Origin of the sequence: Rathayibacter sp. PhB179 (assembly GCF_004345345.1) — a bacterium.
GTDB lineage: Bacteria > Actinomycetota > Actinomycetes > Actinomycetales > Microbacteriaceae > Rathayibacter > Rathayibacter festucae.
The window spans coordinates 92,666-112,377 of record NZ_SLVD01000006.1 but is presented as its reverse complement, the minus strand read 5'-3'; the positions used below and the strand labels follow the sequence as shown (position 1 = coordinate 112,377).

Genomic DNA, 19,712 nt, shown 5'->3' with positions numbered 1-19,712 from the left:
CGGCCTTCCGGTCGGCGCGTCGAGGACCCGGCGTCGCGCGCCGGGCTGCCAGGAGGCGCCCGGGTACACTTGCCGTGGCTCCCCGGGGGCCGTGCCACACGGAAGTACAGGGCGGGAGCGTGCGCGTGACGGATGAGGGACGCCTGATCGCAGGACGGTACCAGGTCGGGCCCCGGCTCGGTCGCGGTGGGATGTCCGAGGTCTACCTCGGCACCGACACCCGCCTGGGGCGCACGGTCGCGATCAAGGAGCTCAAGCTCTCGCTGTCCTCCGACTCCGCGTTCCGCCTGCGCTTCCGGCAGGAGGCGCAGTCCGCGTCCCGCATGTCGCACCCGACCATCGTCCGCGTGTTCGACGCCGGCGAGGAGGTCTCGCTCGACGACACCGGTGCGGAGTCGCGCCGTCCGTTCATCGTGATGGAGCACATCGAGGGGCGCCTGCTGAAGGACGTCATCGCGGAGGGACCGGTCGAGGTCGACGAGGCCGTCCGCATCACCGAGGGCATCCTCACCGCGCTCGAGTACTCGCACCGCGCGGGGGTCGTCCACCGCGACATCAAGCCCGGCAACATCATGCTGACCCCCTCGGGCCAGGTGAAGGTGATGGACTTCGGGATCGCCCGCGCCGTCTCCGACTCCGCCGCGACCGTGGCGCAGACCACCGCCATCCTCGGCACCGCCGCCTACTTCTCGCCGGAGCAGGCGAAGGGCGAGCAGGTCGACGCGCGCAGCGACCTCTACTCCGCCGGCATCGTCCTCTTCGAGCTGCTCACCGGCCGCGCTCCCTTCCGCGGGGACACCCCGGTGGCCGTCGCCTACCAGCACGTCAGCGAGACGCCCCCGGCGCCCAGCTCGATCAATCCCGCCGTCTCGCCCGCCCTCGACGGCGTCGTCGCCCGAGCGCTGTCGAAGGACCGCTACGAGCGCTTCCAGGGAGCGGCCGAGTTCCGCGACGACCTGCGCGACGCCGCGGCCGGCCGCCTCCCCGACCACCGCCCGATCGACGAGCTGACCACGTCTCTCTTCGCCGCACGCAGCGGCGGCGGCATGAACGACTCCGAGCTCGCGCTGCGCCAGCTCGCGGAGGACAACTCGATCGTCCGCACCCAGCGCCGCCCGCCGGTGCTCTGGATCTGGTCGTCGATCGTCGTGCTCGCCGTCATCGTTGCGGCGCTGGTGATCTGGGTGCTCACGCTCCAGCCGACGACCACGCTGCCCTCGCAGTCGCGCGAGGTCCCCGTGCTGACGGGCACCAGCTACGACAGCGCGCAGTCGACCCTCACCGAGCTCGACCTGGTGGCGAGTCAGCTCGCCGAGTTCAGCGACACGGTCCCGGCCGGCGAGGTGATCCGCACCGATCCCGGCTCCGGCACCATCGTCGCGCCCGAGACGGTCATCCGTGTCTACGTCTCTCAGGGCGCCCAGCCGGTGGCCGTTCCCGAGACGGCGGGGTCGACCCTCGAGGAGGCGATCGCCGCCCTCACCGGGGCCGGCTTCTCGGAGGGATCGCAGACCCGCCAGAACTCGCCCACCGTGCCGGGCGACGTGGTGCTCTCCAGCACTCCTGCCGGCGGCCAGCAGCTCGCCCCGGGAACGCCGGTCGACCTCGTCGTCTCCTCGGGCCAGGTGACCCTGCCCGACCTCGTCGGCCAGACGCTGAGCACCGCCCTCGCCACCCTGGCGTCCGAGCAGCTCCAGCTGATCGGCGAGGAGGCTCCCGACGAGACCTGCGACTCCGTCCGGGCCAACCCCCCGATCACCACCCAGTCGATCGCCCCGGGCGACGTCCCCCAGGGCTCGACCGTCGAGCTCGGCTTCTGCGCCGGTTGACCCTCGCGCCCTGAGGGGCGTATCGAGACCCACCGTCGCCAGCAGAAATGGTCTGCCGACTCGTCCTCCCGGCGCTGGTGGATCTCGAGACGCCCGCGGCGCGGGCTCCTCGATCAGCATGAGGATCCCCACGCCGACAAGGTGATCTCTCGCGGGAGACCCGCCGTGGAAGAGACGCCTGCAGAACATGCTGGTCGAGTAGTCCCGGAGGGGCGTATCGAGACCCGCCCACCCCGAGGACGTCGGTCTCCTCCCCGCCCTGCGCTGGCGCCGAAGGCGCCCTCTCCGCTCGATACGCCCGCTGCGCGGGCTACTCGATCAGCATGGACGACACCCGCTGCTCTACGCGCGCCGGGCAGCGTCCGCGAGCGGCGGCGCGAGCCGCAGCACCCCGTCGTCCGGCGAGCCGGCCTCCATCGACGTCCCCACCCTTCCGCGGATGTCGCTCGGAGTGAGACCCTCGCGGCGCTTCAACGCCCGGCGGAGGTGATCGGCGGACGAGAAGCCCGACGCCGCAGCGATGGCCTCGAGCGGCACCTCGCGCGGTCGGCGCCGGAGCAGCTCGACGGCGCTGGCGACCCGCGCGCGCTCGATCTCGCTCGCCACCGTCGTCCCCGCGTCCTCGAAGAGCCGCTGCAGCGACCGCGTGGACACGTTGACCGCGTCCGCGACCGCCTCCGGGGTGCACCGCGGGGTCCGGTGAGTCCGGTCGATCACGGTCCGCGCTCGGCCGAGGGTCGCCGCGCGCACGCTCGTCGTCCCGGGCTGAGAGCCGGCCGAGGCGAGGAAGGCGCTCACGAGCAGCTGCTTGACCACGTGCCCGAAGCCGTCGACCTCGTGGTCGGACGGGAGTCCCGTGCCCGACTCCGCCGCGAGCGCGAACGCCGTCGTGAAGGCGAAAGCCGCACGGGTGGACCGGGCGTCCGGATCGAGCGCGTACACGTTCGAGCCGAGATCGAAGCCGTAGCGGCGCATCTCGTCCGCGCGGATCGTGATCTGGAGGGAGGTGACGGGCATCGTCGACTCTGTGGTGAAGGTGGTGGTCCCCGGCTGGTAGGCGATCGAGCCCGGCCGCAGGAGCACCGTCCGATCCGGCCCGACGAGCCGGACTGCGCCCTCGATCAGGAAGCTGAAGCTCAGCATCGACGTGTCGTCGGCGCCCCAGGTCCCCCGGAGGACCCGCAGCGGCGAGGTCGTCAAGAGGACGACGCTGATGCCGGCCGCGGTGAAACCGGAGCCCGCCATGCGCGGAACAGTGCCCGGCTTGACGACGATGCGCGGGCCCAGTGTCTCGAGCTCGCGAATTCCGGAATAAGCCCAAGAAATCGATTCCACCATGTGATGCCTCGGAATTCTCTTCTCGACGGCACCGGTCCCCTAACCGGCGCCCTCCGATTATGCCCGTCGAGCCCCCCGCATCATCCGCCAGGGCTCCGTCAAATCACGCCACCCGCTCGGGGGGATCGCGGAAGCACGCGAGTGGGACTTCCCTGTCGTGGCGCGGATCCCGGAACGAGTGCGCGCTCTCATAGCGCGTCGGTGGCGCGGATCGCACCCCTTCTGACGCTCATGTGGGACCCCCATCAGGGGGACACAAGTACGGGTGATTTCTCGGACAGCAAGCTGCGAATGGTGCGTCGATAAGCGGTGAATGAGCCTGCTCGGCCGGTTCGATAAGCGGTGCCCGAGCGTTCGCAACGACTGGGCTCCGCATTCCGCTCCGCGCCTATCGGGTCGGACGGGGCAGCTCCGTCTCGACGAGCCAGTTCGAGATCAGCCGACGACCGCCCTCGGTGAGAACGGATTCGGGGTGGAACTGGACGCCGACCGCGGGCGCGGACCGATGGCGCAGCGCCATCACGACCCCCTCGGCGGTCCCCGCGATGACGGCGAGCTCCGCAGGCAGTGTCGAGCGCTGGACGGCCAGCGAGTGGTAGCGCATCGCCGTGAACCCTGACGGGATCCCGGAGAACAGCGGATCGCCGTCGTGCACGACCGCCGAGGTCCGGCCGTGCATCAGCTCCGGGGCCTCGCGGACGCGGGCACCGAGGGCGTGAGCGAGAACCTGGTGCCCGAGGCAGACCCCGAGGAGCGGCTGCGCCTCGGCCAGGGCGTGCCGGGCGAGCGCCACCGACGTGGGGACGACCTCCGGTCGGCCCGGCCCGGGCGACAGCACGATCCCGTCGCTCCCCGCTGCGCGCTCGATCGCGTCGCGCGGAGCCAGCTCCGCTCCCTCGACGACGTCGACCTCCGCCCCGGCCTCGCGCAGGTAGGCGACGAGCGTGAAGACGAAGCTGTCGTAGTTGTCGACGACCAGGATCCGCGTCATCGCGGCGACCGCCTCGGGGGCCGGCTCACGTCCCGACGGTGACGTTCTGATCGAGCACGAGCGACTGCACCCAGGGGAAGACCCACTCGGCGAGTGCGGCGAGCACCGCCACCACCAGCACGATCACGAAGAGCAGCCGGAGCCACCAGGGTCCGGGCAGGACCCGCCAGAGTGCCGAGTACACGGTCAGCCCTCCTGCGCGAGAGACGCGGCGATCTCGGCCGGCGCACCCGCGGAGCGCGGCTGCCAGGACTCGAAGACGCCGTAGGCGATGATCCGCTCGGCGGTGGAGTAGAGCGGATTGCAACTCGTGAGGGTGATCAGCCGGTCGGTCGCGACGGCGCCCGTCGTCCACGGGACGGGATCGATGACCTGGATCTCCGAGGGCTGCACGTACTCGAGGTTCCGGAACCGGTAGGTGTACCAGCCGTCCGCCGTCTCGATGTAGATCGCGTCGCCGAGCTGGAGCTCGTCGATCAGGTGCATGCCGCCGCCGTAGGCGCTGCGGTGCGCCGCGAGGGCGAAGTTCCCCACCTCGCCCGGCATCTGCGTGCCCGGGTAGTGGCCGATGCTGCCTTCGTCGAGGACGTTCTCGGCGTCCACGCCCTCCGCGATGGTGCGGACCCAGCCCTCGCCGTAGCGCGGGATGTAGAGGTTGCCGAAGGAGGTGTCGAGTGCCGCCACCGGAGCGATCACCGGATCACCGAAGCCGGCGGGGGTCTCGCTCGGCACCGTCGAGGGCTCCGGTGCGGGAGCGGCATCACCCCAGCTCTGCCGGAGCTCCGCGGCCTCGGAGGTCTGCTGGCCGGCGATCACCGCGTCGTTCCACCAGAGCTGCCAGCCCAGATAGAGCAGGACGAGCGCTCCGGCCGTCATGAGCAGCTCGCCGAGGACGCCGAAGAATGTCAGGCGGCGGCGCGGTCGCCCTGTGCGCTCTCGTCGGTCGCGCGGTCGCAGCGGTGCGGCAGCGGGCGACGGGGCGGTCATGCGACGAGTCTAGGCGCGGGGCGCGCGCGTCCGACGGGCTCCGCGGCCCCTGGCGCGTTCCGCACAGCCGCTCCTGCGCGCCTGCACGGCATCCCCCCGGCCTCGCGCTCCCGGTCGACGGCCGTCGCCCGGTACAGTGGAAGGCATGGCACGAGCGACGAAGAGCCCGAAGCCCGAGCGCGACGAGGCCCGGACCGGTGAGGACGCACCCAATCCGGTGTGGTTCAAGCCCGTCATGTTCGGGTTCATGCTGCTGGGTCTCGCGTGGATCATCGTCTTCTACGTGAGCCAGGGCACGCTCCCCGTGCCGGATCTCGGCAACGCGAACATCCTCATCGGCTTCGGGATCGCCTTCATCGGCTTCCTCATGACGACCCGCTGGCGCTGATCACACCAGCATGAACGACGCCCCGTCCGGTCCGCCGACGGGGCGTTCGTCGTCCCCGGGATCGGGTCTCCCGCCGGCCCTCGCATCGTCCGTCGCGCGCCTGCGTGCGGCGGGCTGCGTCTTCGCGGAGGAGGAGGCGGAGCTCCTGCACGAGGCGGCGGCCGACTCGGACCGCCTCGACGCGCTCCTGCGGCGCCGTGAGGCCGGGGAGCCGCTCGAGCAGATCCTCGGCTGGGTCGCCTTCCGCGGGCTGCGCGTTCCGGTCTCCCCCGGCGTCTTCGTGCCCCGACGGCGCACCGAGGCCGTCGTCGACGCGGCGCTCGAACTGCTGGACGGGAGAGGGCCCGCGACCGTCCTCGACCTCTGCTGCGGTGTCGGAGCGATCGGGCGGGCCCTTCTCGAGGAGCGCGACGGCCTCACCGTCCACGCGGCCGACCTCTCCCCCGCCGCGGTCGCCTGCGCCCGGCGGACCCTGGCGGGACTCGCCTCCGTCCACCGGGGCGACCTGTTCGCTGCCCTCCCCGAGGATCTCCGAGGCCGGATCGACCTCGTCGTGGTCAATGCGCCCTACGTGCCGACCGCGGCGATCGCCCTGATGCCGCCGGAGGCCCGCCTGCACGAGCCGGCGTCGACCCTCGACGGCGGAGGTGACGGCCTCGCGCTGCACCGCCGGATCGCGGCGGAGGTCCTGCCCTGGCTGAGCGACGACGGCGCGGTCGTCATCGAGACCAGTCGAGAGCAGGCGGAGCGGACGGCGGCACTCTTCGCGGACGTGGGATTCGACCCGTCGATCCTCCTCGACGAGGACCTCGACGCCACGGTCGTCTCCGCCCCGCGACGGCGAACTACACGCGTGTAATTATCCCCAGGTGTTGAAACTCCTGTGGACAACTCCGGACCTCGCGCCAGTCCGCGGATGCGGAGCCTGATCGGGCACGCATCGGCGGCGTGACAGGGCAGGATCGCCGATCAGGAGGCCGTCCCACCGGCTGCTCCGAATGACAGCGGCGTAGTTCTCCCCAGTGTTAACAACTCTGTGGATAACTTCGTCCCCAGCTGTGGACGGATGCTGTGGACAGTCTTGGACGCCCTGTGGACGAGCTCGTGGGGCGGCGCCGAGGCGGCTCAGGCCAGGACGTACGCCCCGACGGTGATCGCCACGAGGCCGACGCCGATCAGCCCGACGAGAAGGTTCTGAGTGCGCCGCTGCGAGCGCTGCCGCGTCCGCGTGAAGACCAGCCCGATGAGAGCACCGGCCACCAGGCCGCCGACGTGCGCCTGCCAGGCGACGTTCATCCCGGGCAGGAAGCCGATCACGAGGTTGAGCCCGACCAGCACCAACAGCTGCGAGGCCTGCCCGCCGAGGTGGCGGAGGATCACGAGGTATGCGCCCATCAGCCCGAAGATGGCGCCCGAGGCGCCGATCACCGGCGTCAGCGGGCTGGAGAGGAGCAGGACGCCGACCGAGCCGGCGAAGCCGCTGAGGAGGAACAGCGTCAGGTAGCGCCCGCGGCCGAGCATCCGCTCGAGCGCCATGCCGAAGACCCACAGCGTGTACATGTTCAGCAGGAGGTGGAAGGGCACCACGAAGAAGAGGGATGTGCTGTGCGCGAAGATCGACGTGATCATCCGCCACGGCTCGAAGCCCGCGCCGAAGCCGGGCAGCGTGTACGCCGGGAAGTAGGCGATCGCGTTGAGCACGGTGTTCCCGATGAAGGGGAGCACCTCGAGGATCCAGACCAGGACGCAGAGCGCGATGATCGCGTAGGTGACGGTCGGCTGGTCGGCCCGAGTCATCGCCCGGACCCGTGACACGAGCGGTCCGCGGACGCGCGGGGCCTCGCTGCGCTGCTGCGCCATGTCGTCCGGGCAGATGACGCCGACCGGGGCGGGGGTCTGGCACTCGCCGCAGATCGTGCGACCGCACCGCTGGCAGCGCACGAAGCTCTGGCGATCGGGGTGGCGGTAGCAGGTGTAGGTGCTGCTGCTCGGCGGGACCTGGGTCACGGACGTTCCTCCGGGAGAGAGAGAACGAGGGCCGGGCCCAGACGGACCCGACCCTCGATGAGTGGTGGAGAGGCGCTCAGACCTCGGTGATCTCGACGCTCTCGATGACGACGTCCTCGAGGGGCTTGTCGCGACCGTCGGTCGCCACGGCCGACAGCGCGTCGACGACCTTCTTGGACTCGTCGTCGGCGACGGCGCCGAAGATGGTGTGCTTGCCCTGGAGCCAGGTGGTCGGCGCGACGGTGATGAAGAACTGCGAGCCGTTGGTGCCGCGCCCCGCCTGCTTGCCGGCGTTCGCCATCGCGAGGATGTAGGGCTGGGTGAAGTCGAGCTCCGAGTTGATCTCGTCGTCGAACTGGTAGCCCGGGCCGCCGATGCCCTGGCCGAGCGGGTCGCCGCCCTGGAGCATGAAGTCGGGGATGATGCGGTGGAAGACGGTGCCGTTGTAGAGCGGCTCCTTCGTCTTCGCGCCCGTCGCCGGGTGGGTCCATTCGATGTCGCCGGTCGCGAGACCGACGAAGTTGCGGACCGTCTTCGGCGCGTGGTTGCCGTAGAGGTTGACGACGATGTCGCCCTTGGTCGTGTGGAACGTCGCGACTGCGGTGTGCAAAGGCATGGGTGGATTCTCGCACAGCGGCTCTGTAGGGCTCCGCAACGCCGGGTGTCAATGCGCTGGGTGCGCGATGCGCGGGTCGCGGGATGAGTGGCAGTATTGAGCCGTTGTTCGCCGCTCGTAGCCGATGGAGGACCAAGTGGGTCTGTCACGTAAGCACAAGAAGGATCTCAAGCGCCTCCGCAAGAACGCCGAGGCGGTCTGGAGTGAGCAGCAGGAGGTGCTGGCGCACGCCGCCTCCGTTCTCGAGAAGAGCCGCCGCCACGCGACCAAGTACGCGAAGAAGGAGGTCGTGCCGGCCGTCAAGGACGCCTACTCGAGCCGGGTGAAGCCCGTCTACGACAACGGGGTCTCCGCCGTCGAGGGCACGTACTCCTCCGCACGCGACGCCTACAAGCACAAGGTCCTCCCGACCTTCGCCGCTGTCGGCGGCACCGCCGCGGCCGCGTTCGAGGCCGCCAAGGACTCGAAGAACCGCGCGAAGCTCGCCGAGATCTCGAAGGCGCGCTGGGAGGAGCTCACCACTCCCCCGAAGAAGAAGAACAAGGTCGGCACGGTCTTCGCGATCGGCGCCGCCCTCGTCGCCGTCGGAGGCATCGGCTACGCCGTCTGGCAGACGTTCCGCGCCGACGACGAGCTGTGGGTCGCCGAGGACGAGCCGGCCAGCGCCGCGCAGTCGCCGGCGTCGACCGCTTCCTGAGTCGCCGCGTGAGGCCCGGACACCGCACTGCGGGTCCGGGCCTCACGCGTGTCCGGTGGTGCGCGGTCCGCGGTTAGGCTGCTGAGGTGGACATCCGGGTCGCCGCGTACGGCGTGATCATCGACGGCGAGCGCATGCTCCTCGCGCACTGGAGTCAGGGGCCCTGGGAGGCGTGGACGCTTCCCGGTGGCGGGATCGACGAGGGCGAGTCGCCCGCGGACGCTGCCGTGAGGGAGATCTTCGAGGAGACCGGCTACCACGCCGAGCTCGAGGGGCTGATCGGCGTCGACTCGCACGTGATCCCCGCGCATCGCCGCAGCGACCCCGACGCCGGCCCGCTGCACGCGATCCGCGTCGTCTACCGCGCTCGCGTGACCGGCGGCGAGCTGACCCACGAGGTCGACGGGTCGACCGACGCCGCCGCGTGGTTCCCCCTGGCCGAGGTCGAGGGCCTCGAGCGCGTCGAGCTGATCGACGTCGCCCTGACGATGAACGAGGCCTGGTCGCTGCGCTGACGACGGGTCTCGATACGCCCCTGCGGGGCTACTCGACCAGCATGCAGCGCCGGCCGGCCGTGCTGCATCGCCGACGGACTGCGATGCTCCTCCGCGTCAGCCTCGGTCCGCCGCGGTCCGGCCGCTCCATGCTGATCGAGCAGCCCGCGCAGCGGGCGTATCGAGATCCGCCTCCCGAGGAATCGTCTGATGCCCGCCGGCGTTGTCTCCCCTGTGATCGTCGAGCTCTACACGTCCGCGTTCTGCGGCGCCTGCAACGCGGCCCGCTCCGTGCTCGAGCGCGCGGCGGAGCTCGTCCCCGCAGCGGAGATCCGCGAGTTCGACGTCGCCTTCGCGCCCGAGGCAGCGGAAGCCGCGGACATCCGCTCCACCCCGACGGTCGTGGTCCGCGACGCCGACGGCCGCGCGGTGTTCCGTGCGGAGGGAGCGCCATCGCTCCCCCAGGCGCTCTCCGCGCTCGCCCTCGCCGTAGGGTGACCTCGTGCCGCATCGTCGTCGAGTCGCCAGCGTCGCGGTCGTGCTGGCGGCCACGGCCTCGCTGACGCTGTCCGGCTGCGCCACGGAGCCCGTCTCGGAGGCGACCGTCGGCATCGGCCGCGGCGGGCAGCGCGCCGAGGTGCTCGGCGTCGTCGTCGTCTGCTCGGGAGCCGTCGACGGCCTCGACCTCGCCGTCGAGGACACCGCTCCCCTGCTGATCGGTGATCGCTCGCGGCGGATCACCCGCTGGGTCGCCCCGGAGCCCGTCGACGACATCGGCGCGACCGACCTCGCCGGCCGCACCGTCTGGCCCGCCGACCGGGAGATCGAGCGCTTCCCCCTGGGCGTCGACCTCACTCTCGGCGCCTACGCCGTCGGCGGATCGGTCATCGGCCGCCCCGTGGTCTTCACCGCCGAGCAGTTCGACACCCTGTCCGTCGGCGAGATCATCGTCGGCGACATCCGCGACGGCACCTCCGAGACCCTCTCCGTCGAGAACTTCCTCGGCCTGGCCTGTCAGCCCCGCTGACCCCGCCGCCGCCCGCCAGAGGACGAGTTGCTCGCAGTCCGGAGAGCCCTTATTAAGGTTTATCCATTTTTCCTTGAGTACACTCCGAGGATGACCGAGGATGAGAGCCCTCAGAGCCACGGATCCTGGCCTGCGGTCGGCTTCGAGCAACGACCGTGGCGGCGGAGCGGGGACGAGGTGGCGTCGCGCCGACTCCTCCGCGCCGCGCCCGGCCCGTATCGAGCAGCGGTCCCGCCCTTCGTCGCGGACCTCGACGTCTCGCTGCCCTCCGATCTGCTCGCCGTCAGCGAGGATGCGAGCCGGGAGCTGACGCGGTTCGATGCTCAGGTCGGCACCCTCACCGCGCCCTTCGCCTCCATCCTGCTGCGGACCGAGAGCGCATCGAGCTCCGAGGTCGAGCAGCTCACCGCGAGTGCCAAGCAGGTCGCGCTCGCCGAGCTCGGCGATTCCTCGTCGACGAACGCTCAGCTGGTCGTCCGCAACGTCGCCGCGATGGAAGCGGCGATCGCGCTGTCCGACGAGCTGGACACCGATGCCGTGCTCACCATGCATCGCGTCCTGCTGGAGAGCACGGCCCCCGACATCGCCGGGCACTGGCGCGACCAGCAGGTGTGGATCGGCGGAGGCGGGGTGTCTCCGCACGGAGCCGTCTTCGTTCCTCCGCATCGCGAGCGCGTCCCGGCGCTGATGCTCGATGTCATGGAGTTCGCGCGCCGGGTCGACGTCCCCGTCCTCGCGCAGGTGGCGATCGCGCATGCGCAGTTCGAGACCGTCCATCCCTTCCCGGACGGCAACGGCAGGACAGGTCGCGCGCTCGTCCAGGGCATGCTCCGCGCTGCCGGCGTCACGGAGAACGTCACCGTCCCCGTCTCAGCCGGGCTGCTCGGCGACATGAAGCGCTACTTCGACGCGCTGACCGCCTACCGCTCCGGGCATGTCCGCCCGATCATCGAGACACTCGCCGACGCCGCCTTCGCCGCCGTGCAGAACGGACGGCGACTCGCCGCGGACATCGCGGCGATCGGAGCGCGGTGGGACGCCGGCATCCGCGCGCGGAGCGACTCCTCGGTGCATGCACTGCGGCAGCTGCTGCTCCGTCAGCCCGTGGTCACGATCGCGCTCGTCACCGCCGAGCTCGGGGTGAGCTTCCCGACAGCGGAGGCCTCCGTGCAGAAGCTCGTCGAGGCCGGAGTCCTCACGCAGTCGCGAGCGGGACGCAGGAACCGATCGTTCGAGGCCGTGGAGGTCCTGGCGGCCCTCGACGACTTCGCCGCCAGAGCGCGCCGACCGCGGCACGGCACGCACAGCGGGTGAGGAGGACCCGCGGACGGGTTCGAGTGTGGAGCCTAGGAGATTCGAACTCCTGACATCCTGCTTGCAAAGCAGGCGCTCTACCAACTGAGCTAAGGCCCCGGACCGGCGGCGGAACGCCGGCGAGAGTGGAACGGCCCGACACCTCGCGATGTCGGGCCGTTCGGCACGTGGGGGTACCAGGACTTGAACCTGGGACCTCTTCATTATCAGTGAAGCGCTCTAACCGCCTGAGCTATACCCCCGAAATGGCCAGATGTGACTCTACCCGACACCGGGTCAGAATCCCAATCGGCCGCTCCGCCCTACTGGTTGGTGAAGCCGACCAGCAGGCCGCCGGTGATCTTGACGCTGAGGTTGTACAGCAGCGCCACGATCGCCCCGAGGGCGGTGGTGACGATGGTGTTCAGCACCGCGACGACGACCGCGAAGCCCATGATCTGGGGCAGCGAGATGATCGTGTTGAGGTCGAACGCCTCCGCGCCGGCGATGTCCTGGACGAGGCCGTTGACCTCGTCGAAGACGCCGGTCTGCGCGAGCACCGTGTAGACGAGGTAGACGACGACGATCGTGATGATCGCCAACGTCAGACCGAGCAGGAACGACAGCTTGACGGCCGACCAGAAGTCGACGTACACCAGCTTGAGTCTGACCTGCTTCGCCGCCGGGCTCTTCGCGGACTTCTTGGCGAGCTTCTCGGCGACCGTGCTACTCATCGACGGACTCATCCTCCTCCGACACCGCTTCGGACTCGGCCGACGCCGCGGCGTCGGGATCCTCGTCCTGGGCGTCGAGATTGCGTTCGGTGTTCTTGGCGAGTGCGATGATGCGGTCGTCGTCTGCGAATCGTGCGAAGACGACTCCCATCGTGTCGCGACCCTTGGCCGGTACCTCGGCCACGGCAGAGCGTACCACCTTGCCACTGGCGAGGACGACGAGCACCTCGTCGTCCTCCCCGGTGATGATGGCGCCCACCAGGTCGCCGCGCTTCTCCTCGAGCTTGGCCACCTTGATGCCCAGACCACCGCGGCCCTGGAGCCGGTACTGGTCGACCGCGGTGCGCTTCGCGTAGCCGCCCTCGGTCACGACGAAGACGTAGCCCTCGTCGCTGACGACGTTGGCGTCCAGCAGTCGGTCGTCGCCGCGGAACGACATGCCCATCACTCCGGAGGTGGAGCGGCCCATCGGGCGCAGCGCCTGGTCCGAGGCGGTGAAGCGGATCGACATGCCCTTGCGGGAGACGAGCAGCACGTCGCTGTCCTCGTCGACCAGGAGCGCGGAGACGAGCTCGTCGCCCTCGCGGAGCTTGATCGCGATGATGCCGCCGGAGCGGTTGGTGTCGTACTCCATCAGCGCCGTCTTCTTGACGAGGCCGTCGCGGGTGGCGAGGACGAGGTAGCGGGCCGCCTCGTAGTCGCGGATGTCGAGGATCTGCGCGATCTGCTCGCCGGGCTCCAGCGCGAGGAGGTTCGCGATGTGCTGGCCCTTCGCGTCGCGGCTCACCTCCTGCAGCTCGTACGTCTTGGCGCGGTACACGCGGCCGGTGTTCGTGAAGAACAGCAGCCAGTGGTGCGTCGTGGTGACGAAGAAGTGCTCGACGATGTCGTCGGCCTTGAGCTGGGCGCCGCGCACGCCGCGGCCGCCGCGGTGCTGGGCGCGGTACGAGTCGCTCCGGGTGCGCTTGAGGTAGCCGCCGCGGGTGACGGTGACGACCATCTCCTCCTCGGGGATCAGGTCCTCGACGCTCATGTCGCCGTCGAAGCCGAAGAGGATCTCGGTGCGGCGGTCGTCGCCGAAGCGGTCGACGATCTCGTCGAGCTCGTCCGAGATGATCGTCCGCTGGCGCTCCGGGCTCGCGAGGATCGACTTGTAGTCCTCGATCTCGGCCTGGATCCTGTCGTGCTCGTCGATGATCTTCTGGCGCTCGAGGGCGGCGAGCCGGCGCAGCTGCATGTCGAGGATCGCGCGCGACTGCACCTCGTCGATGTCGAGGAGCTCCATCAGGCCGTCGCGGGCCTCCTCCACGGTGGGGGAGCGGCGGATGAGGGCGATGACCTCGTCGAGCGCGTCGAGCGCCTTGAGGTAGCCGCGCAGGATGTGGATCCGCGCCTCGGCCTCGTCGAGCAGGTACTGGGTGCGGCGGACGACGACCTCGACTTGGTGGTCGACCCACGCGCGGATGAAGCCGTCGAGCGAGAGCGTGCGCGGGATGCCGTCGACGATCGCGAGCATGTTCGCGCCGAAGTTCTCCTGCAGCGGGGTGTGCTTGTAGAGGTTGTTCAGCACGACCTTCGCGACCGCATCGCGCTTGAGCACGACGACGAGGCGCTGGCCGGTGCGGCCCGAGGTCTCGTCGCGGATGTCGGCGATGCCGGAGACTCGGCCGTCCTTGACCAGCTCGGCGATCTTGATCGCGAGGTTGTCCGGGTTCACCTGGTACGGCAGCTCGGTGACCACGAGGCAGGTGCGGCCCTGGATCTCCTCGATCGAGACGACGGCGCGCATCGTGATCGAGCCGCGGCCCGTGCGGTACGCGTCCTGGATGCCGCGGACGCCGAGGATCTGCGCCCCGGTGGGGAAGTCGGGGCCCTTGATGCGCTGCAGCAGCGCCTCGAGCAGCTCCTCGCGCGACGCCTCCGGGTTCTCCAGCGCCCACTTCGCGCCGGCGGCGACCTCGCGGAGGTTGTGCGGCGGGATGTTGGTGGCCATGCCCACCGCGATGCCGACCGAGCCGTTGACCAGCAGATTGGGGAAGCGCGCGGGCAGGATCGCCGGCTCGCGGGTGCGGCCGTCGTAGTTGTCCTGGAAGTCGACGGTGTTCTTGTCGATGTCCCGGACCATCTCGAGGGCCAGCGGGGCCATCTTGGTCTCGGTGTAGCGGGGGGCCGCGGCGCCGTCGTTGCCGGGGGAACCGAAGTTGCCCTGGCCGAGCGCCAGCGGGTAGCGGAGGCTCCACGGCTGGACGAGGCGCACGAGGGCGTCGTAGATCGCCGAGTCGCCGTGGGGGTGGAACTGGCCCATCACGTCGCCGACGACGCGGGAGCACTTGGAGAACGCCTTGTCGGGGCGGTAGCCGCCGTCGTACATCGCATAGATCACGCGGCGGTGCACGGGCTTCAGGCCGTCGCGCACCTCGGGCAGCGCGCGGCCCACGATGACGCTCATCGCGTAGTCGAGGTAGGAGCGCTGCATCTCGAGCTGGAGGTCGACCGGCTCGATCTTGTCGTGCCCGTGGATCACGACACCGGTCTCGGTGACGATGTCCTCGCCGTCGTCCGGTCCGGTGGGGGTGTCTGATTCGTCTGCCATGATCTCTGTCTTCTCAGGTGGGTCCGGGCCCCGGGTCGTGACGGGGGCGGGTCGCGCTGGGTGTCAGTGTTGTCGTCGCCGGCCGCTGAGGCCGCTGTGTGGTGCTTGTCGGGAATGCGACCCATTGAGGGTCGCCGTCACGTCTTCGAGGTGGTCGCGGCGGCGGTCCACAGGACCGCCGGGCTGCCGCCTTTCGAAGGACGTCCGATTCCTCGACATCGCTAGATGTCGAGGAACCGGACGTCCTTCGCGTTTTTTTGAATGAAGGAGCGGCGGGATTCGACGTCCTCGCCCATCAGGGTCGAGAAGATCTCGTCGGCGGCGGCCGCGTCGTCGAGGGTGACCTGGAGGAGGGTCCGCGTGGCGGGGTCCATCGTGGTCTCCCACAGCTCCTTGTAGTCCATCTCGCCGAGACCCTTGTAGCGCTGGATCCCGTTCTCCTTGGGCATGCGCTTGTTCGACGCGGCGCCGTGCGCGAGCAGCGCGTCGCGCTCCCGGTCGCTGTAGACGTACTCGTGCGGCGAGTTCGACCACTTGAGGCGGTAGAGCGGCGGCTGCGCGAGGTAGACGTAGCCGAGGTCGATCAGTGGGCGCATGTAGCGGAACAGCAGGGTCAGCAGCAGCGTCGTGATGTGCTGGCCGTCGACATCGGCGTCGGCCATCAGGATGATCTTGTGGTACCGCGCCTTGTCGGGGTTGAAGTCCTCGCCGATGCCGGCTCCGAAGGCCGTGATCATCGCCTGGACCTCGTTGTTGCCGAGGGCGCGGTCGAGGCGGGCCTTCTCGACGTTGAGGATCTTGCCGCGGAGGGGGAGGATCGCCTGGGTCTCGGGGTTGCGGCCCTGGACGGCGGAGCCGCCGGCCGAGTCGCCCTCGACGATGAAGATCTCGGAGATCGACGGGTCCTTCGACTGGCAGTCCTTGAGCTTGCCCGGCATGCCGCCGCCCTCGAGCAGGCCCTTGCGACGCGCGGTCTCCCGCGCCTTACGGGCTGCCATCCGCGCGGAGGCCGCTTGGATCGCCTTCCGGATGATGTCCTTGGCCTGGTTGGGGTTGCGGTCGAACCAGTCCGCGAGCTGCTCGCCGGCGACCCGCTGCACGAACGCCTTGGCCTCGGTGTTGCCGAGCTTGGTCTTGGTCTGGCCCTCGAACTGCGGCTCGCCGAGCTTGATCGACACGACGGCGGTGAGGCCCTCGCGGATGTCGTCGCCCGAGAGGTTCTCGTCCTTGTCCTTGAGCAGGTTGTTCGCGCGCGCGTACTTGTTGACGAGCGTCGTCAGCGCCGCCCGGAACCCCTCCTCGTGCGTGCCGCCCTCGTGCGTGTTGATCGTGTTCGCGTAGGTGTGCACGCTCTCGGTGTACGCCGTCGTCCACTGCATCGCGACCTCGAGCGAGATGCGGCGCTCGGTGTCCTCGGACTCGAAGTCGATGATCTCGGAGTGCACGAGATCGGACTTCTTCAGCGAGTTGATGTACTCGACGTAGTCGACGAGGCCCTTCTCGTAGAGGAAGACGTCGCTGCGCGGGCCGGAGGTCTCGTTCTCCCCCTCGCCGTCGAACTCGATCTCCTTCTCGTCGGTCAGCGCGATGCGGAGGCCCTTGTTGAGGAACGCCATCTGCTGGAACCGGGCGCGGAGGGTCTCGTAGTCGAACTCGACGGTCTCGAAGATCTCGGCGTTCGGCCAGAAGGTGATGGTGGTGCCGGTCTCGTCGCTCGGCCCGCCCTTCGCGAGCGGCGCCTCGGGCACTCCGTCCGCGAAGGTCATGCTGTAGGAGGCGCCCTGGCGCTTCACCTCGACCCCGAGGCGGGTGGAGAGCGCGTTGACGACGGACGAGCCGACGCCGTGCAGACCACCGGAGACGGCGTAGCCGCCGCCGCCGAACTTGCCGCCGGCGTGCAGGACGGTCAGGACGAGCTCGACGGTGGAGATGCCCTCGGTGGGGTGCATGTCCACCGGGATGCCGCGGCCGTTGTCGACGACGGTCAGGCCGCCGTCGGCGCGCATGACGACCTCGATGTTGTCGCAGTAGCCCGCGAGCGCCTCGTCGACGGCGTTGTCGACGATCTCGTAGACCAGGTGGTGCAGACCGCGCGGGCCCGTCGAGCCGATGTACATGCCGGGGCGCTTGCGGACCGCCTCGAGGCCCTCGAGGACCTGGATCTGGTTCGCGCCGTAGTCGCCGGAGGACTTCGTCGACATCCCCTCGCCCCGTGCCGCCTCGGCGGGAGCGGCCGCGGCCGGAGCGGAGGGGCCGGTGGAGCCGTTCGCGTCCAGGTCGTTCGCTGCGGGGGCTGACGTGGAGTCGGTCGGCTCGGGTGTCATAGCTGTGGAGTTCTCCTCTGACGGTCCGTCGCGGCGCGCAGGCGGATCTGGAGATCTCGCGCACGGGGTCGACGCTGCGGTTCGGCGGCCCTCCATTCTATCGCGCGGCGGCCGGTCGCGCGGCGCTCAGTGGCGATCTGACGAACGATTTCTGGAGGGTCGACCGAAAATGCGTCCTCAGCCGTAGGTATCGCGCGGACCACGCCCTGGAATCGACCTGGGGCCCTTTTTCCAGTTCGGGACGTCGGGGCCCTGGAAACGGATCGCGGTGATGCCCGCGTCCGGGTGGTTCACCGCGATGTGGTTCATGATCTCGATCCGCATCAGCCGCAGCTGCGTCGACCAGGCCGTCGACTCGCACGCCACCGTGAGCACGCCGTCCACCACGCCGACCGGAGTGGAGTGCTTCGCCGTCTCCTCGCCGGCGATGGCCGTCCAGGACGACATCAGGTCGCCCTGGGCGAGGGGAGCGGTCCAGCCGAGCTTCACCGTGAGAGAGGAGAGCACGTCGCCGAGGTCGTGCGGGTCGCGGCCCCCGCCGAACGGAGCGGCGTCGCCCTTGGGCTCGGCCCGGTCGACGGTCTTGCGCACCCGGTGGGGGGCGTCGCCGCCGAAGACCTCCTTGAGGTGCTGGTAGACGCGGGCGGCCTCGGAGTCGGGCGCGGGGGAGGGCGCGCCGCGGCGGGGGGAGTCAGCCACGGTCGGGCTCCGGGGCGGGCTCGGAGAAGGGCGCCGGCTCGGGCGCGGGCTCCGAATCGGGCTCGGGCTCCGAATCCTGCTCCTGCGTCGGCGCGGGCTCGGGGTCCGGCTCGGCCGCGGACTCGGCGGCGGCCGACTCGAGCGCGGCCGTCTCGGGCGCGGTCAGAGGCGTCTCCGGGACCACGACCGCGTCGGACTCGACGATGCGGCCCGCCTCGATCCGGACCGTGTGCGCCGCCAGCGCCGCGGGCACGTCGTCGAAGACCGCGGCCGTGATCAGCACCTGCTCGTAGTCGGCGACCACGGCGGCGAGCCGCTCGCGGCGGCGGGCGTCGAGCTCGGCGAAGACGTCGTCGAGCATCAGCACGGGGTCGCCCATGGGGGAGTCGCGCCGGAGCAGCTCGGCCGCGCCGAGCTTGAGCGCCAGAGCGAACGACCAGCTCTCGCCGTGGCTGGCGTAGCCCTTCGCCGGGAGGTCGTTGAGCTCGAACTGGACGTCGTCGCGGTGCGGCCCGACCAGCGAGATCCCGCGGTCGAGCTCGCGTCGGCGCACGGAGAGCAGGGCCGCGGAGAAGGCCGCGGCCAGCTCCGCCGGCGCCGCGGAGGCCTCGGCCGTCGCGAGGGGCTCCTCGTCGTCGTCGACCGCTCCCTCGATGCTCAGGCGCGAGCGCAGGACCGGGCGCTGGTCCGCTCCGGCGACCGCCTCGTAGGCGGCGCGCACCGGGCCGCTCAGCTCGTCGACCAGGGTCAGCCGCGACTGGATGATCTCGGTGCCGAGGGCGACGAGGCGCTCGTCCCAGATGTCGAGCGTCCCGAGCTTCGCGGGATCGCGGACGCCGCTCGCCCGCGCGGACTTGAGGAGCGAGTTGCGCTGGCGGAGCACCCGCTCGTAGTCCGCCTGCACGGCGCTCATCCGCGGGGAGCGGAGGACGACCAGCTGATCGAGGAAGCGGCGGCGCGCGGACGGGTCGCCGCGGATGAGGAGGAGGTCCTCCGGCGCGAAGAGGACGCTCGAGAAGAAGCGGGGCAGCTCGCGCGGCTTGATGCCGCCGCGGTTGATCTGCGCGCGGTTGGCGGAGGAGCGGTTGATCTGCACCTCGGCGAGCAGGTCGCGGTCGCCGTTGCGCAGCCGTGCGCGGATCACCGCACTGTCCCGACCCGCGCGGATCAGCGCCTGATCGGTGGACACCCGGTGCGAGCCGAGCGTGGAGAGGTAGCCGAGCGACTCGACCAGGTTCGTCTTGCCCTGGCCGTTGCGCCCGACGAAGAGGTTCGGGCCCGGCGCGAGCGCGACGTCCACGGAGGCGTAGTTGCGGAAGTCGCTCAACGCCAGCTGCGTCACCTGCACGCGCTCACCTCCTCCGTGTCCACTCTGCCCGATGCTCCTGCGCCGGTCGCGGGGTCTCGATACGCCGCTGCGCGGCTACTCGACCAGCATGGTGCGGCCGATGACCGCAGCCCCGAGAACGACGACTCGGGCGGCCAGCCGTCTTTGCGAAGGTGGGTCTCGATACGCCGCTCTGCGGCTACTCGACCAGCATGAAACCCCGCCGTCCGCAGGACGCAGCACAGCATGGAATTCCGCCGTCCACAGGACGCGACCGAGCAAGCCACCGCGTCGTCCGAAGGACGCGCGTCCCCCACCGAGCACACCAGGAGTCGACGAACTCCCCCGCGCAGGGTGCAGGCGGCCGG

At 70.3% G+C, this 19,712-nt stretch carries 19 protein-coding genes and 2 tRNA genes; 8 read left to right on the top strand and 13 right to left on the bottom strand.

Annotation, left to right across the window (positions count from 1 at the left end):
• The first annotated feature begins 125 nt into the window (after positions 1 to 125).
• Positions 126 to 1,829, top strand: coding sequence for a Stk1 family PASTA domain-containing Ser/Thr kinase (gene pknB, locus EDF43_RS13460; RefSeq protein ID WP_123736306.1), 1,704 nt, complete (start codon positions 126 to 128; stop codon positions 1,827 to 1,829).
• 342 nt (positions 1,830 to 2,171) lie between these two features.
• Here pknB and EDF43_RS13455 read toward each other — a convergent pair whose 3' ends face one another.
• From EDF43_RS13455 to EDF43_RS13445, 4 genes are all read right to left on the bottom strand, one after another.
• Positions 2,172 to 3,074: a helix-turn-helix domain-containing protein gene (locus EDF43_RS13455; RefSeq protein ID WP_165909115.1), complete on the bottom strand. Its 903-nt coding sequence runs from the start codon at positions 3,072 to 3,074 to the stop codon at positions 2,172 to 2,174.
• A gap of 481 nt (positions 3,075 to 3,555) precedes the next feature.
• On the bottom strand, positions 3,556 to 4,158 hold the full coding sequence (locus EDF43_RS13450) for an aminodeoxychorismate/anthranilate synthase component II (protein WP_132437322.1): 603 nt from the start codon (positions 4,156 to 4,158) through the stop codon (positions 3,556 to 3,558).
• 25 nt (positions 4,159 to 4,183) lie between these two features.
• Positions 4,184 to 4,342, bottom strand: a complete 159-nt coding sequence (locus tag EDF43_RS21885; protein WP_165909114.1) for a hypothetical protein — start codon at positions 4,340 to 4,342, stop codon at positions 4,184 to 4,186.
• A gap of 2 nt (positions 4,343 to 4,344) precedes the next feature.
• The gene (locus tag EDF43_RS13445; RefSeq protein ID WP_132437321.1) at positions 4,345 to 5,145 is read right to left on the bottom strand and encodes a class E sortase; all 801 of its coding nucleotides are present in this window, start codon (positions 5,143 to 5,145) and stop codon (positions 4,345 to 4,347) included.
• Between the two features lie 145 nt (positions 5,146 to 5,290).
• On the opposite strand from EDF43_RS13445, the gene EDF43_RS13440 reads away from it, so the two are divergent.
• A complete protein-coding gene (locus tag EDF43_RS13440; protein WP_123447247.1) occupies positions 5,291 to 5,533 on the top strand; it encodes a cell division protein CrgA in 243 nt (80 codons plus the stop codon).
• Positions 5,534 to 5,543: 10 nt separating this feature from the next.
• Positions 5,544 to 6,392, top strand: a complete 849-nt coding sequence (locus EDF43_RS13435) for a putative protein N(5)-glutamine methyltransferase (protein WP_132437320.1) — start codon at positions 5,544 to 5,546, stop codon at positions 6,390 to 6,392.
• A gap of 266 nt (positions 6,393 to 6,658) precedes the next feature.
• Here EDF43_RS13435 and EDF43_RS13430 read toward each other — a convergent pair whose 3' ends face one another.
• Positions 6,659 to 7,540: a rhomboid family intramembrane serine protease gene (locus EDF43_RS13430; RefSeq protein ID WP_123447249.1), complete on the bottom strand. Its 882-nt coding sequence runs from the start codon at positions 7,538 to 7,540 to the stop codon at positions 6,659 to 6,661.
• 76 nt (positions 7,541 to 7,616) lie between these two features.
• Positions 7,617 to 8,156, bottom strand: coding sequence for a peptidylprolyl isomerase (locus EDF43_RS13425; RefSeq protein WP_123447250.1), 540 nt, complete (start codon positions 8,154 to 8,156; stop codon positions 7,617 to 7,619).
• Positions 8,157 to 8,292: 136 nt separating this feature from the next.
• Here EDF43_RS13425 and EDF43_RS13420 point away from each other — a divergent pair, with 136 nt between their 5' ends.
• From EDF43_RS13420 to EDF43_RS13400, 5 genes are all read left to right on the top strand, one after another.
• The gene (locus tag EDF43_RS13420) at positions 8,293 to 8,853 is read left to right on the top strand and encodes a hypothetical protein (protein WP_123706109.1); all 561 of its coding nucleotides are present in this window, start codon (positions 8,293 to 8,295) and stop codon (positions 8,851 to 8,853) included.
• A gap of 86 nt (positions 8,854 to 8,939) precedes the next feature.
• Positions 8,940 to 9,368, top strand: coding sequence for an NUDIX hydrolase (locus EDF43_RS13415; RefSeq protein WP_123736156.1), 429 nt, complete (start codon positions 8,940 to 8,942; stop codon positions 9,366 to 9,368).
• Positions 9,369 to 9,557: 189 nt separating this feature from the next.
• On the top strand, positions 9,558 to 9,845 hold the full coding sequence (locus tag EDF43_RS13410; RefSeq protein ID WP_132437319.1) for a thioredoxin family protein: 288 nt from the start codon (positions 9,558 to 9,560) through the stop codon (positions 9,843 to 9,845).
• A gap of 4 nt (positions 9,846 to 9,849) precedes the next feature.
• Positions 9,850 to 10,374 (top strand): hypothetical protein, encoded by a 525-nt coding sequence (locus EDF43_RS13405; protein ID WP_132437318.1) that lies wholly within the window; start codon positions 9,850 to 9,852, stop codon positions 10,372 to 10,374.
• Positions 10,375 to 10,551: 177 nt separating this feature from the next.
• Complete coding sequence (locus EDF43_RS13400) at positions 10,552 to 11,688, top strand: Fic family protein (RefSeq protein ID WP_243582951.1); 1,137 nt, start codon at positions 10,552 to 10,554, stop codon at positions 11,686 to 11,688.
• A 26-nt stretch (positions 11,689 to 11,714) separates the two neighbouring features.
• Here the strand turns inward: EDF43_RS13400 and EDF43_RS13395 are convergent.
• The 7 genes from EDF43_RS13395 to recF form a co-directional block, all read right to left on the bottom strand.
• A tRNA-Ala gene (locus EDF43_RS13395) sits at positions 11,715 to 11,787 on the bottom strand.
• A 69-nt stretch (positions 11,788 to 11,856) separates the two neighbouring features.
• A tRNA-Ile gene (locus tag EDF43_RS13390) sits at positions 11,857 to 11,930 on the bottom strand.
• A gap of 60 nt (positions 11,931 to 11,990) precedes the next feature.
• On the bottom strand, positions 11,991 to 12,401 hold the full coding sequence (locus EDF43_RS13385; protein WP_123447255.1) for a DUF3566 domain-containing protein: 411 nt from the start codon (positions 12,399 to 12,401) through the stop codon (positions 11,991 to 11,993).
• Positions 12,394 to 14,994, bottom strand: a complete 2,601-nt coding sequence (gyrA, locus tag EDF43_RS13380) for a DNA gyrase subunit A (RefSeq protein ID WP_123447256.1) — start codon at positions 14,992 to 14,994, stop codon at positions 12,394 to 12,396. The genes EDF43_RS13385 and gyrA overlap by 8 nt, the downstream gene beginning before the upstream one ends.
• A 221-nt stretch (positions 14,995 to 15,215) precedes the next feature.
• Positions 15,216 to 17,195 carry a DNA topoisomerase (ATP-hydrolyzing) subunit B gene (gene gyrB / locus EDF43_RS13375; RefSeq protein ID WP_132437453.1) on the bottom strand — a complete coding sequence of 660 codons (1,980 nt, stop codon included), beginning with the start codon at positions 17,193 to 17,195 and terminating at the stop codon, positions 15,216 to 15,218.
• A 300-nt stretch (positions 17,196 to 17,495) separates the two neighbouring features.
• Complete coding sequence (locus EDF43_RS13370; RefSeq protein WP_132437316.1) at positions 17,496 to 18,017, bottom strand: DciA family protein; 522 nt, start codon at positions 18,015 to 18,017, stop codon at positions 17,496 to 17,498.
• The gene (recF, locus tag EDF43_RS13365) at positions 18,010 to 19,365 is read right to left on the bottom strand and encodes a DNA replication/repair protein RecF (RefSeq protein WP_132437315.1); all 1,356 of its coding nucleotides are present in this window, start codon (positions 19,363 to 19,365) and stop codon (positions 18,010 to 18,012) included. Before recF ends, EDF43_RS13370 begins: the two co-directional genes overlap by 8 nt.
• Positions 19,366 to 19,712: the final 347 nt, after the last annotated feature.

Bases quoted from the DNA above. Each gene is read 5' to 3' on its own strand.
- EDF43_RS13450 (WP_132437322.1), bottom strand. From the start codon at position 4,158: ATGACGCGGATCCTGGTCGTCGACAACTACGACAGCTTCGTCTTCACG.
- EDF43_RS13445 (WP_132437321.1), bottom strand. From the start codon at position 5,145: ATGACCGCCCCGTCGCCCGCTGCCGCACCGCTGCGACCGCGCGACCGA.
- EDF43_RS13440 (WP_123447247.1), top strand. From the start codon at position 5,291: ATGGCACGAGCGACGAAGAGCCCGAAGCCCGAGCGCGACGAGGCCCGG.
- gyrB (WP_132437453.1), bottom strand. From the start codon at position 17,195: ATGTCGACGAAGTCCTCCGGCGACTACGGCGCGAACCAGATCCAGGTC.
- EDF43_RS13455 (WP_165909115.1), bottom strand. From the start codon at position 3,074: ATGGCGGGCTCCGGTTTCACCGCGGCCGGCATCAGCGTCGTCCTCTTG.
- gyrA (WP_123447256.1), bottom strand. From the start codon at position 14,994: ATGGCAGACGAATCAGACACCCCCACCGGACCGGACGACGGCGAGGAC.
- EDF43_RS13410 (WP_132437319.1), top strand. From the start codon at position 9,558: ATGCCCGCCGGCGTTGTCTCCCCTGTGATCGTCGAGCTCTACACGTCC.
- EDF43_RS13385 (WP_123447255.1), bottom strand. From the start codon at position 12,401: ATGAGTAGCACGGTCGCCGAGAAGCTCGCCAAGAAGTCCGCGAAGAGC.
- EDF43_RS13435 (WP_132437320.1), top strand. From the start codon at position 5,544: ATGAACGACGCCCCGTCCGGTCCGCCGACGGGGCGTTCGTCGTCCCCG.
- EDF43_RS13425 (WP_123447250.1), bottom strand. From the start codon at position 8,156: ATGCCTTTGCACACCGCAGTCGCGACGTTCCACACGACCAAGGGCGAC.